The sequence below is a fragment of the Candidatus Megaera polyxenophila genome (genome assembly GCF_029982035.1).
Taxonomy (GTDB): domain Bacteria; phylum Pseudomonadota; class Alphaproteobacteria; order Rickettsiales; family Rickettsiaceae; genus Megaera; species Megaera polyxenophila.
Window position 1 is genome coordinate 731,829 of record NZ_CP104166.1, and the last position, 13,390, is coordinate 745,218.

Annotated in this window: 10 protein-coding genes; 5 read left to right on the top strand and 5 right to left on the bottom strand. The window is 32.6% G+C overall.

Annotated features, from left to right (window positions below; genetic code table 11):
• Window positions 1–8: 8 nt before the first annotated feature.
• From N3Z16_RS03915 to cysS, 5 genes are all read right to left on the bottom strand, one after another.
• Window positions 9–797 carry a ParA family protein gene (locus N3Z16_RS03915; RefSeq protein ID WP_282486816.1) on the bottom strand — a complete coding sequence of 263 codons (789 nt, stop codon included), beginning with the start codon at window positions 795–797 and terminating at the stop codon, window positions 9–11.
• Window positions 794–1,384: a 16S rRNA (guanine(527)-N(7))-methyltransferase RsmG gene (rsmG, locus tag N3Z16_RS03920; RefSeq protein ID WP_282486817.1), complete on the bottom strand. Its 591-nt coding sequence runs from the start codon at window positions 1,382–1,384 to the stop codon at window positions 794–796. The genes N3Z16_RS03915 and rsmG overlap by 4 nt, the downstream gene beginning before the upstream one ends.
• Window positions 1,381–3,234, bottom strand: a complete 1,854-nt coding sequence (mnmG, locus tag N3Z16_RS03925; protein WP_282486819.1) for a tRNA uridine-5-carboxymethylaminomethyl(34) synthesis enzyme MnmG — start codon at window positions 3,232–3,234, stop codon at window positions 1,381–1,383. Before mnmG ends, rsmG begins: the two co-directional genes overlap by 4 nt.
• Before the next feature lie 13 nt (window positions 3,235–3,247).
• Window positions 3,248–3,670: a nucleoside-diphosphate kinase gene (gene ndk / locus N3Z16_RS03930; RefSeq protein WP_282486821.1), complete on the bottom strand. Its 423-nt coding sequence runs from the start codon at window positions 3,668–3,670 to the stop codon at window positions 3,248–3,250.
• Between the two features lie 91 nt (window positions 3,671–3,761).
• The gene (gene cysS, locus N3Z16_RS03935) at window positions 3,762–5,174 is read right to left on the bottom strand and encodes a cysteine--tRNA ligase (protein ID WP_282486823.1); all 1,413 of its coding nucleotides are present in this window, start codon (window positions 5,172–5,174) and stop codon (window positions 3,762–3,764) included.
• A 657-nt stretch (window positions 5,175–5,831) separates the two neighbouring features.
• Here cysS and N3Z16_RS03940 point away from each other — a divergent pair.
• From N3Z16_RS03940 to argS, 5 genes are all read left to right on the top strand, one after another.
• Complete coding sequence (locus N3Z16_RS03940) at window positions 5,832–6,980, top strand: sensor histidine kinase (protein ID WP_282486824.1); 1,149 nt, start codon at window positions 5,832–5,834, stop codon at window positions 6,978–6,980.
• A 12-nt stretch (window positions 6,981–6,992) separates the two neighbouring features.
• The gene (gene rodA, locus N3Z16_RS03945) at window positions 6,993–8,099 is read left to right on the top strand and encodes a rod shape-determining protein RodA (protein ID WP_282486956.1); all 1,107 of its coding nucleotides are present in this window, start codon (window positions 6,993–6,995) and stop codon (window positions 8,097–8,099) included.
• A gap of 501 nt (window positions 8,100–8,600) precedes the next feature.
• Complete coding sequence (gene mrdA, locus N3Z16_RS03950; RefSeq protein WP_282486825.1) at window positions 8,601–10,388, top strand: penicillin-binding protein 2; 1,788 nt, start codon at window positions 8,601–8,603, stop codon at window positions 10,386–10,388.
• 96 nt (window positions 10,389–10,484) lie between these two features.
• Window positions 10,485–11,645 (top strand): deoxyguanosinetriphosphate triphosphohydrolase, encoded by a 1,161-nt coding sequence (locus tag N3Z16_RS03955; RefSeq protein WP_282486826.1) that lies wholly within the window; start codon window positions 10,485–10,487, stop codon window positions 11,643–11,645.
• Complete coding sequence (argS, locus tag N3Z16_RS03960) at window positions 11,642–13,375, top strand: arginine--tRNA ligase (RefSeq protein WP_282486827.1); 1,734 nt, start codon at window positions 11,642–11,644, stop codon at window positions 13,373–13,375. The genes N3Z16_RS03955 and argS overlap by 4 nt, the downstream gene beginning before the upstream one ends.
• The last annotated feature ends 15 nt before the right edge of the window (window positions 13,376–13,390 follow it).

Genomic DNA, 13,390 nt, shown 5'->3' on the forward strand with positions numbered 1-13,390 from the left:
TACCTCTTTTAAGCCGTCTTAAGCTCTTTATTTACTTCGTTATCGATAATTTCCTTAGCAAGATCTATATAAGCTCTTGAACCAGAGCATCTATAATCATATATAATTGCAGCTTTACCATGAGAAGGGGCTTCGGAAACCTTAACATTTCTTGGTATTGTAGTTTTATAAACTAGTTTACCAAGGCATGCTCTTACATCATTCTCTACCTGCTCGGTTAACTTGTTCCTTTTATCATACATTGTAAACAGAATACCACCTATTTTTATTCCCGGATTCATTTTTTTTTCTATAATTTCTACAGTTTTTAATAAATGGCTTAAGCCTTCAAGCGAATAAAAATCACAAAGCATTGGTATTAAAACCTCATCGCAGGCTACCAAAGCATTTAATGTAATCAAACCAAGAGAAGGAGGGCAATCAATAATTATATAATCGAAGTCATTTTTTATTTCCTCAAGTTTTTCTAGCAAAATATTTTCATAGTTTTTAAGATGTATTAAGTCAAGCTCAATAGCAGCCAGATTTGTATTTGCACTCACAATTGATAGATTAGGTACTTCTGTAGCAAGAATAGCATCACGGATAGAATTTAATCCGATAAACACGTTATAAGAGGTAATTTTTCTTTCAGTCTGTTTTATTCCAAGGCCGCTACTAGTATTACCTTGCGAATCGATATCAATAATTAAAACCTTTTTATCCATAACAGCAAAAATGGTAGCTAAATTCACAGCTGTCGTAGTTTTACCCACTCCTCCTTTTTGATTCACAACTGAGATAACCCTTGCCTTCATACTAATTTTTTTATGTTAGATATTTCAACGATTTTACCTTCCCGTGAGGTGATGCTGTCATGGAGGTTAATGTCGAATAGCCAATTTTTTTGAGCCTCTGTTATTTCTTTCTCATAATTCTTACCTTTTAGCAATAACATTTTTTTTTGTATTTTTATCCCTGTAGTTACTTCCAGTATATTATTTATACTACTAAACCCCCTTGAGGTTAGAATATCGCAATTCATGGTAAATTTTTCATCTACTCTTTTGTCAATTATAATAATTTTATTTAAGGATAATTTAGCAGCTCGGGCTAAAAAAACTGACTTTTTTTTGTCAGATTCCACAAGTGCTATATTTTTTACTCCCCCAATAGATAAAACAATACCAGGAAAGCCTCCTCCAGAACCAATATCTATAATATTGTCTAAAAAATCAATATATTTCAGCAATTGCAAAGAATCTAAAATATGTCTTGCCCAAATATCTTTCTCAGAATTCCTTGATATTAAATTGATTGCCTTATTCCATTTAAGTAATAAATTTTGATAATTTAACAGAGCTTCCTTTACTTCACGTGAAACATTTAAGTTATCAATTATCATTTGTTATATTTACTTTTTAAGTAAATTATTACGGTAGTAAGGGCAGAAGGAGTAACGCCAGATATTCTCCGTGCTGCACCTATAGATCTTGGTTTATGAAAATTGAGTTTTTCTCTAGTTTCTACAGATAAACTCTTAATAGAGTTATAGTCAATATCTTGAGGAATTTCTAAATTTTCTTCTTGTGTAAACAACTTTATATCAGCTAATTGCCTTTTTAAATAAGAAGAGTATTTTGATTCAGTTTCGTGGTACTTCAAATGATTAATATTTTCTTCTTTTAATTCCGGAAAGAATTGCAAAGTTTTTTCTAGTCCAAATTCTGGTAAACCGAGTAGAATAAAGGCTGTTTTATGAGAACCATCTTGTGCTATTATATGCCCCTTTTTTTGAAGTTCACTAGTAGTTAAACTAAGCTTATCAAGCCGGTGTTTTAATTTTTCTATTTTGGCTACCTTTTCTTCAAATTTATTCTTCCTAAAATCAGAAACAATACCAGCAGTTATAGCTAAAGGGGTAAGCCTAATATCTGCATTATCACTCCTTAAAGTGAGCCTATACTCGGAACGAGAGGTAAATATTCTATATGGTTCAACCGTACCGAAATTTATAAGGTCATCAATCATAACTCCTATATACGCATCCGCTCGTGTTAAAGTAAATTTTTCCCGATTTTGGGCAGAAAAAGCAGCATTAATACCAGCTATTATCCCTTGGGCAGCAGCCTCTTCATAACCGGTAGTACCATTTATTTGGCCTGCAAGGAATAACCCTTTTATTTTTTTCGTTTCTAATGTATCTAAAAGTTCCCGAGGATCTACAAAATCATATTCAATAGCATAGCCCGGTCTAATCATTTTTGCATTTTCTAAACCTGGTATCGATTTCAAAATTTCAATTTGAACATTTTCAGGTAAGGACGTAGAAATACCGTTAGGATAAACAATGTGGTCATTTAATCCTTCCGGTTCTAGAAAAATCTGATGACTGTCTTTAGAAGCAAATTTAACTATTTTATCTTCTATGGAAGGACAGTACCTAGGTCCTATGCCTTCAATTTGGCCAGAATACATTGCAGATAAATGTAAGCTATCTTTAATAATTTGATGAGTAGTATTAGTGGTTCTTGTAATGTAGCAATTGATTTGAGAAACTTCCACTTTATCAATAAGCTCCGAAAACGGTCGAGGTAATAAGTCTCCAGGTTGGACTTCAACCTTACTGTAGTCAATGGTTCTACCATCAATTCTTGGCGGAGTACCTGTTTTTAGCCTTCCTACTGTAAAATTATTATTACGAAGAGTTTTTGACAAACCGTAAGAAGGTTCTTCTCCTACTCTACCCGCAGGTATCTTTGTTTGACCAATATGAATTAAACCAGATAAAAAAGTTCCTGTTGTTAGGACAATTGAAGAACACTCAATATTGCCAGACTTTCTAGTTACTACACTTGTTACCTTACCTTCCTTAATTATTATGTCTTCAACAGAATCATATAGAATAGTTAAATTAATATAATCATTCAAGGTAGCAACCATTGCTTTTTTATACAATAACCTATCAGCTTGAGCTCTTGGTCCCCATACAGCCGGGCCTTTGCTTTCATTAAGCATTTTGTAATGAATACCGGCTTTGTCTATGACCCTTGCCATTATGCCATCAAGGGCGTCTATTTCCTTAACTAAGGTTCCCTTACCAACTCCACCTATAGCAGGATTACAAGACATCTCACCTAAATTTTCCGGTTTAAAAGTAATCAGTAAAGTAGCGCTTCCGGCTCGTGCAGCTGCTGCAGCAGCCTCACAACCGGCATGTCCACCACCTACAATAATTACATCAAATCTTTTCATTTCACGTGAAACATTATTTCAAAATTTCTTCTTTTTTAAAGAAAAAGGCTATTTCTCTCTTAGCACTATCAACACTATCAGAACCATGGATACTGTTAGCTTCTATATCTATAGCAAAATCTTTTCTTATAGTTCCTGCTGCTGCATCTGCAGGATTAGTAGCGCCCATTATTTCTCTATTTTTAGCTACCGCATTCTCTGCTTTTAGAACTTGTAAGACAACGGGAGCAGAAATCATATATTCTATTAAACCTGAAAAAAATGACCTCGCTTTATGCTCGACATAAAATTCTTCTGCCTGTTCTTTTGTTAATTTAACCATTTTTTGAGCTACAATTTCTAAACCCGCACTCTCAAGATAAGAATTTATTTTTCCTATTAGATTTCTTTTAGTTGCATCTGGTTTTATAATTGAAAAAGTATATTCTACTGCCATAATTTAACCTGTATTTATTGTTAGAATTAGAGCATTATTTATAGAATTTTTAAGAGGTTTTTCAAGTATTATTTTGACTTGCGCTGTAGATTTAACCTTTATTAACCTTTTTCCAAATAGTCGTACCATCGTGTTTGTCTTCTATAGCGATACCCAGTTCAAGTAAATTACTTCTTATTTGGTCAGCTAATTGCCAGTTCTTTAGTTTTTTAGCATTTGTCCTCTGCTGGATTAATTGAGCAATAGAATTATGGTCAAGATCACCCTTAAACCAATTGTTGCAGTCTAAACGAATCAAACCGAAAAATTGGGCACAATACATCATTTTCTTAGCTGCGGCTATTTTAACTTTATAATCATCGGTTTTATGGAATTCTTTGGCAAAATCATTAATTAATTTAATAGCTAGTGGAGTATTTAAATCATCTAACAAGCTATCAAAAAATATTTTAGGAATATCTATATCCGTGAAATCTAATTTAGTTGAACCCTCAGTATTAAGAGGTAGCTCCCCAATTATACGATACCAATAATTAAGCATTTTTTCTGCATCATTAAGTGCTTTTTTATTGTAATCTAAAGGTTTGCGGTAATGCGCAGTCATCAAGCAAAGCCGTACTATATCACCTTTTATTTGCTTATCCCGAAGATCTTTAACTGTTATAAAGTTACCAATAGACTTACTCATTTTCTCATTATCGACAGTTAAAAAACCATTATGCACCCAATATCTTGCATACTCAGAACCAGGAAAAGCAGAGCAACTCTGAGCAATTTCATTGGTATGGTGTGGAAAAATTAAATCTATTCCCCCTCCATGGATATCAAAGGTAGAACCAAGAAATGTATGGCTCATTGCAGAGCATTCTATATGCCATCCCGGCCTTCCCATTCCAAATGGACTCATAAATTTAACTGATTCGTCATCCTTCTCATTAGCTGGCTTCCACAGAACAAAATCTTCTGGGTTATTTTTGTTTATATCATTTTCAATCCTTCCGCTTTCTCTCATTTCCTCAGTAGTTCTACCGGAAAATGCTGTATAATTTTTTGCTCTAGAAACATTAAAATAAACATGCTTGTTAGATTCATATGCAAATCCCATATCCAATAATTTTTGAATTATATCAATCATTTGCGAAATACACTCTGTGGCTTTCGGCTCTTTAGTGGGTTTTAAACAGCCCAGATACTCCATATCATCATTATAATCAATAATAGTTTGCCTTGTTAATTCCGATATCGGAACATTAAGTTTAGAAGCCCTATCTATGATTTTATCATCAATATCGGTAATATTTCTTACATATAAAACATTACTTGAGCCATACAGTTTCATCAGAATTCTGTATAAAACATCATATACCACTGCCGATCGCGCATTACCGATATGGGGGTGATCATAAACTGTCGGACCACAAACATACATTTTTACCAAATTGGCATCTAATGGATTAAAAACTTCCCTTTTTCTTGTAAGTGTATTAAATAATGATAATTTCATATTCCAAGCAAACCAAATTAAATTTGGGTCATTTTACAGTATAAAGCCAGCAATTAAAAACAATTTATGAGTTTTAACCAGGATAACACTGAAAACCAGCATAATGATTATAATGTAAATATCCAAATAATTACGTTTATTGTTATCACTATGGTAATAATCTTAACTTTGGTAAATTTCATTCGAATATATTCAAATGAAAAGTCTCTATTATTAAAGGAAATGTCGAAAGAAGCTAATTCGTTAAAAACAATTTTTTCAAACCAATTAAGTTATTCTAAATATTTTATAAAACTAATAGGCAGAAATATAAAAACCAATCCTACAGATTTGTTATATATTAGAAAAACTCTCAAAACGTATTTTCTATCTAGACACTTCAATTCGCTATTTGGATGGCGTAAATACAGCTAGGTTAACAACGAATATCTAGAATTAGTAACAAGCATTGGCGGTATTGCAGCAAATCCAAAAAAACTATATTTTGTAGAAGATATAGTCCACAAAATTGGTGATAACAAAGAGATCAAAAGTTATGTAGATTTTCGTATTAATAAAACTTTCGACAATCATAGTTTAAAATTAGTTAATGCAATATTTGATAAGTTAGCAAAAAATTTTATTGGAGCAGTTGTTTTAAGCTATGATATTGATACTTTGGTTCAAAACCTAAATAACCGTAAAAAAGATTCAAGTGTCAATTTTATAATAGTCGACAAAAACTTTGATATTGTTGCTAAATCAAAACCGATAATAGATAAAATCGCAGATATTAATGATAAACTATCTCCTCAGTTGTTACAGCTTTTGAAGAAACAAGATCAGAATCGAGGAGCTCTTAATCAAGATTGTTCATACCTTGATATGGCAAATGGGTTGAATTATTTTATAAAACCACTAGAGGATTTTCCTTTTACGGTTATTATCAATATTGACAATGACTTTATAAAGAACAATATAGTTCAGAATATTATAAAAAAGTTTCTTGAAGTCGTGTTTCTAGCCGGCGTTTGTTTAATAATTATTATTGCAATTTATAAAAGAGAAACTTTACTTAGAACAAAAGCTGAGCAAGCAACAATTTTAGCAAATAATGCAACCAAAACCAAAACTGATTTCCTTGCTTTTACAGCCCACGAAATAAGATCCCCTTTAGGTTTTATTGTTACTGGCTCAGAAATCATGTCAAAAGGATTATTCGGAAAGATCCCAACAGAATATACCAAATATGTTGAAGGAATATACAGCAACGCCCAAATCATCCTTGATTTTATTACTGATATTTTAGATGAGAATCAAATAATTGAAGGTCAATTTAAAATAGTTAACTCTTTAAATAAGGTACGAGATATAATAACTCGAGTCGTAGAATTTTATGTAGGAAAAAATAATATCTCTATAATAACTAATTTTGAACCAAATTTACCTTTACTAATTTGTGATAAGAAAAGAATTGCCCAAGTAATAGATAATTTAATTAGTAACAGTATAAAATACTCTAGTAAAAATACTGCTATTAACATCGTAGTAAAAATGGACCAAAGTCAAATGGTAATAACAATTAGTGATCAAGGAATAGGAATGAAACAAGAAGAAATACCTATAGCCCTAAGCAAGTACGGCACAATTCATAGAGAAGATTACCAGAAAGGGGGATCTTATGGATTAGGATTACCTATAGTTAAAATGCTATTAGATGCTCATGAAGCAATTCTAACTATAGATAGTACATACGGAAAGGGAACAACTGTAAAAATTATTTTCCCAAAATCCAAAATTGTTTATACTCAAGAGAAAAAACAGTAAATGGGTTATTCTATAAAAGAAAAATTTGTAACTAAGCTACAAAAGATACCTTTTTCTATACCATTTTTAATAACAGTTATTTGTATTTACGGTTTTGTAATTCTTTACTCTGCTGCAGGTGGGCAAATAGAGCCATGGGCGTATAGGCAAATAATAATTTTTTCGATTTTTATGCCTTTAGCTTTCATAATTTCTATGGTAGATACTAGATTTATCTATAAATTCTCGTATTTTTTATATTTTTTCGTTTTGCTACTTTTAATTGCAGTAGCAATTATTGGGAAAACAGTAATGGGAGCAACACGATGGATAGACCTTGGGGTTTTTTACATCCAACCATCAGAACCAACTAAAATAGCTATAGTGCTAATGCTTGCCAGATATTTCCATAGCAGTAAGGAACAAAATATTTCCTCTATTTACAATTTAATTCTTCCTATAATTGGAGTGCTAATTCCAGCATTCCTAATTATTAAACAGCCAGATCTTGGAACTGGAATAATTACCATAATAGTTGCAACTATTATTTTTTTTGCGGCAGGGGTTAAGAAGTTATATTTTGTTATCGTAGGTATTGGCAGTTTAATTTTACTACCAATCGTTTGGACTTTATTACATAACTATCAAAAAAATCGTGTGTTAATTTTTTTGAACCCAGATAGAGAACCACTCGGAGCAGGATATAACATTATTCAATCAAAAATAGCTATAGGATCAGGAGGATTTTGGGGGAAAGGTTTATTAAATGGGACACAAAGCCATTTAAGTTTTTTACCGGAATATACCACCGATTTTATCTTTTCTTTCCTAACAGAAGAACTTGGGTTTGTTGGTGGTTTAGTTTTAGTGATACTATATTTTATGCTGATTCTCAGTTCACTAGCTATTGCAATTAACACTAAATCAATATTTACAAAGTTAATGGTGATAGGTCTAACATCAATATTTTTTAGCCACGTGTTTATTAATATAGGCATGGTAATGGGTATGATGCCAGTAGTCGGAGTGCCGTTACCATTTATTTCATATGGTGGTACAATGATGGTATCAATGCTTATTAGTTTTGGTTTAATTATGAATGCTAGCCTGCACCAACACAGTAACTTGCACACTAATTAATTATGTATAAATTATCGATCAAAGCGGTATTAACTCTTATTTTAGGATTTTATATCCTTTTGATTTGTTTAATACCATTAAAGCTATATAAACTAGGTTTAGTTAACATGTTTGGTGAAATTTTTCCTGCGGTGGATTTAATAGTTATTTATTATTTCTCAACTTATACTACTATTAGACCCTGGATATTATTTATTATTGGTATCATAATAGATCAGATATATCAAGTGCCAGTTGGCCTTAATTCTTTTGCTTTTATTACTATAAATCTCATACTAAATTATGCAAGCAGATGGTTTATTCTAAAGGATGAAATTACGAATATCTTAATTTTTTGTGCATATAGTTTGCTCCTTATTGGCTTTAGGTATATAATTTTCCTGGCAAAAAATAATTATGGCTTTGAAGGATTCTCAATTTATTTTTATTACCTAACGACAATCTTTTCATATCCAATATTACGATTTCTAATCCACAAACCTTTTACTGCATTAACCAGATATGCTGGATAAAAATACTATTAAAGGGCAGCTTATTTCTAGGCGTGCTTTTATAATCGGAGCTGGCAAATTTGCTTTTTTACTTTTGCTTGTAGGCAGAATGTTTTACATGCAATTCATCAAAAAAAACGAGTACAAAACACTTTCAGATCAAAACCGAATAAGAATGATAATCATGTTGCCAAATAGAGGACAAATTTATGACAGGCACATGAAATTAATGGCTAAAAACAATACTTGTTTTAGGTTATTATTAGATAAAAATATTAGCTCGTTTTTTGAAGAGGAATTAAAAGATGTTACAGAAATGCTTGAATTGGACGAGGAACAAATAAAAGAGGTTAGTAATAGGATAAAAAGAGCAGGTAGAAGAATCCCCGTATTAATAATGGATTATCTAGACTGGCATCAAGTTTCAATAATAGAAGAGCGCAAGGAAGTTTTAAAATCGCTATTTGTTGATACAGGAAACATCAGATTTTATAAGTATGGAGAAAATACAGCCCACTTACTTGGTTACATGGGGAGAATTGAAAAAACCGAAAAAAATGATTTTGCCTTTGTAGACGAAAATTTCAGGACTGGAAAAAACGGAATAGAGAAATTTTATGAAGAAACATTGCGGGGAAATTTCGGTCATAAACAGATTGAGGTTAACGCTCATGGCAAATATGTAAGGGAGCTATCCGAAAGTAAACCTTTACCAGGCATTGATCTATATTTGAATATAGATGCAGAGCTACAAAAAAATATTACTCCATATTTAAATTCAAAAGGTTGTAGTGCTGTTGTGATGGATTGCCAGGATGGTAGTATTTTGGTTTCTAGCTCGACACCCTCCTATAATCCTAATAATTTTAATTTTCTATCAAATAAATATTGGTCTGAGTTAATCCAAAACCCGCATAAACCACTGATAAATAAAACAATTCATAGTCTTTATCCTCCCGGCTCAATATTTAAAATAATTACAATTCTAGCTGCACTGGAGACAGGAATAAACCCTTCTCATACCATAAATTGTAATGGAGGGCCAGCTCTAGGAGGGAACGGTTTTAGATGTGGAAAAAAAACTGGTCATGGCTTCTTAAATATGCATGATGCAATAAAACACTCCTGTAATATTTATATGTTTGAAATTGCAAAAATCATAGGACCTCAAAAGATTATCAATTTAGCACAAAAATTTGGTTTTGGATCAAATACCGGCATTGATTTACCATCCGAGCTTACAGGATTTGTTCCAACGTTGGAATGGAAAAAGAAGCAATTTAATAGCAAATGGTCTCTAGGAGATACATTTAATTTGTCAATTGGACAAGGATTTTTATTATGTACTCCTATACAACTGGCAAGATTCATAACTGCTATAGCAACAGACGGAAAATTATACACCCCTAAGATAGCTAAATCTGCGGCAGAATATGTCCAGCTTAGGTTAGAAAAAGATCATATAGCTTTTATAAAAGAAGCATTGTATAGCACCGTTAATTCGGCAGGTGGAACTGGCTATGCAGGAAGACTAACTCATAGCACATTAAGTATGGCTGGTAAGACGGGCACTGCTCAGGTGGTAGCTAAAAAAAATACTGACGATGACCTTAGTAGATCTGACATAGCATGGAATCGAAGAAATCACGCTATTTTTGCTGGTTATGCGCCTTCCAATAACCCTAGATATACTGTAACAGTATATTATGATCACGGAGGAGGTGGAGGAAAAGCTGCCGTTCCTATAGCCAAGGCAATAATCGAACAAATTTTAGAAAAATACCCTCAAATATATTAGTTAGCTAAAACCTAAATAAGCAAGAAAGCGGTTGAATATGAAATTTTATCCTAATATATTCTAGCTGTGTCCTTAGTAAAATAACGAGAAACAACAATGCTCGAGAAATATGCGTGTATACCAGAAAAAACAAGAGGAAGAATATATCCCGAAAAACCTACTCCTTATAGAAATGAATTTGAAAGAGATCGAGATCGTATAATTCACTCCAACTCTTTTAAAAGGCTTCAATATAAAACGCAGGTATTTGTTAACCACGAAGGCGATCATTATAGAAATCGCCTTACACATTCTATAGAAGCATCATCGATTGCACGATCGTTATGTAAAGCTCTTAATTTATCCGATGATTTAGCAGAAGGAGTAGCTCTTGCTCATGATCTTGGCCATTCACCTTTCGGTCATGCTGGCGAAGAAGCTTTAAATGAATGTATGAAAGATTACGGAGGCTTCTCTCACAATGCCCACTCATTTAAGATTTTAACATATTTAGAGAATAAATACGCCGCATATAATGGTTTGAATTTAACCTGGGAAGTATTAGAAGGAATTATAAAACATAACGGCCCACTTGCTCCAAAAGATTTTTCCAGATATATTGTTGACTACGACGCTATACACAATCTTGATTTAACAAAATATTCTTCGGCAGAAGCTCAAATAGCCTCTCTTTCAGATGATATAGCTTACATTACTCACGATCTAGAGGATAGTATAGGAGCTGAAATCATAACTTATAAAGACCTTGAAGAAATAGAATTACTAGCTGAATATATTCATAGAATTAGAAACGATTATAAAGATATAGATAAAGCAAGATTAATTTATGAAGTAGCACGTAAGTTAACTCATCACTTGATAGACAGCCTCTTATCACAAACAAGAGATAATATTAAAAAATACCAAATTGGAACAGAATCAGATATACGTGATTTAGGACGTCCATTAGTAGAATTTACTGAAAATACTGTTAATGAAGTTAAACTGATAAAAGAGCTCTTATTTAAAAAAGTTTATAAGCATCATCGGGTGGTAGCCGTTACGTTGCAATGTCAGAATATTGTTAAAAGTCTTTTTAAATTATACGCCGAAAATATAAACTTATTACCTTTTAGCTGGCGTCAAATGATAAAAGATGATGTAAATAATTCAGAAATGTCTATAATAGCCGATTATATAGCTGGTATGACTGATAGATATGCAATAAAACAATATCAGTCATTTTACAATTTAAAATTTGCAAATGCTGATCTATGAATATATTTAAGGAATTAGGAAGTGATCTTAAAAATAGATGTTTACAAATATGCGCTGATACAGAAATTTGGAATCAAGCCACTCTAGAAACCCCCAAGGATCCGTTAAACGGTGATATCTCAACTAATATAGCAATGTTACTCGCTGCAAAAACTGGCGAAAACCCTAGAGAAATAGCTATTAAATTTAAGGAATTAATAACTGATATACCTTATGTTGCCCATATAGAAGTTGCAGGCCCTGGCTTCATTAACTTTACCATAAAAGCAGAAAAATGGCACGATTGTATTAAAAGTATACTCAATGGTGACAAAGATTTCTGGGAAGTTAATGTTGGGAAAGGAACAAAAGTAAACGTTGAATATGTTTCTGCTAACCCAACTGGCCCAATGCATATCGGGCATGCTAGGGGAGCAGTATATGGAGATGCATTGGCAAATATTCTAAAAAAATGCGGGTACGCAGTTACTAAGGAGTATTATGTAAATGATGCTGGCTCGCAAATTGATGTATTAATTGACAGTTTGTTAATTCGTTACAAGGAAGCCTTAAACGGCGAAAAAGCTATAATCCCTGAAGGTTTTTATCCTGGGGAGTATTTAGCTGTAGTAGGTAAAAAACTAGCAACAGATTATGGCCATAAACTGCTTGACATGGATGAGAATTCAATGCGTCAGAAGCTCAAAAAAATTGCAGTTTCTGAAATGTTAGAATTAATTAAACTCGATCTTGGAAAACTAGGTGTTAAACACGATGTCTTTACTTCAGAACAAAGCTTACATGATAATGGTAAAATAGAGGAAGCTGTTGCGATTCTGACTAAAATGGGGTTAATATATCACGGTATTTTACCGCCTCCAAAAGGAAAAATAGATGAAAATTGGCAAGAAAAAGAACAATTATTGCTCAGGTCCTCTAATTATGGCGACGACCAAGATCGACCTATCCAAAAAAGCGACGGCTCATGGTCTTATCTGGCTGCAGATTTTGCTTACGCCAAGGATAAGATAGATCGAGGTTTTGAGTGTTTAATTTATATACTAGGTGCAGATCATAGCGGTTACGTTAAACGAATAAAAGCTGTCATTGAAGCTCTCAGTCAAGGTAAAGTAAAAAGTGACATTCGCACTAGTCAGCTTGTTAATTTTGTAAAGGGAACTGAACCAATTAAAATGTCAAAAAGAAGTGGGAATTTCATGACTGTTAGCGATGTAATAAATGATGTGGGTAAAGATATCATCCGCTTTATTATGCTTACCCGTAGAAATGATGTCACATTAGATTTTGATTTTACAAAAGTTAAGGAACAATCAAAAGATAACCCGGTATTTTATGTACAATACGCCCATGTCCGAGCTAAATCCATTTTAGCAAAAGCAAAAGAAAATATTCCTTCAGCTTATGAAGTTTTTACAAATAGAGAGTTCAATCTTTCGCTTCTTAATTCAGAAGAAGAAATCCAGTTAATTAAACTTCTTGCTTCTTGGCCAAAAATCTTATCGTCATCCGCCATAACACGGGAACCACAAAGAATTGCCTATTATTTAATTGATATTGCTTCCAGATTTCATTCTATATGGAATCTTGGCAAAGAAAATAATGATTATCGATTTAATATAGAGGATAATCTAGAATTAACAGCTGCAAGATTAGCCTTGGTAGAAAGTATAAGAAAGGTAATAGCTAGTGGATTTGAGCTGATAGGAGTAACTCCTATGGATAAAATGTAAGGAATAATAAATTTT

Excerpts from the sequence above, each read along its gene's own strand:
- argS (WP_282486827.1), top strand. The coding sequence starts at position 11,642 with ATGAATATATTTAAGGAATTAGGAAGTGATCTTAAAAATAGATGTTTA.
- rsmG (WP_282486817.1), bottom strand. The coding sequence starts at position 1,384 with ATGATAATTGATAACTTAAATGTTTCACGTGAAGTAAAGGAAGCTCTG.
- N3Z16_RS03955 (WP_282486826.1), top strand. The coding sequence starts at position 10,485 with ATGCTCGAGAAATATGCGTGTATACCAGAAAAAACAAGAGGAAGAATA.
- mrdA (WP_282486825.1), top strand. The coding sequence starts at position 8,601 with ATGCTGGATAAAAATACTATTAAAGGGCAGCTTATTTCTAGGCGTGCT.
- mnmG (WP_282486819.1), bottom strand. The coding sequence starts at position 3,234 with ATGAAAAGATTTGATGTAATTATTGTAGGTGGTGGACATGCCGGTTGT.
- N3Z16_RS03915 (WP_282486816.1), bottom strand. The coding sequence starts at position 797 with ATGAAGGCAAGGGTTATCTCAGTTGTGAATCAAAAAGGAGGAGTGGGT.
- ndk (WP_282486821.1), bottom strand. The coding sequence starts at position 3,670 with ATGGCAGTAGAATATACTTTTTCAATTATAAAACCAGATGCAACTAAA.
- cysS (WP_282486823.1), bottom strand. The coding sequence starts at position 5,174 with ATGAAATTATCATTATTTAATACACTTACAAGAAAAAGGGAAGTTTTT.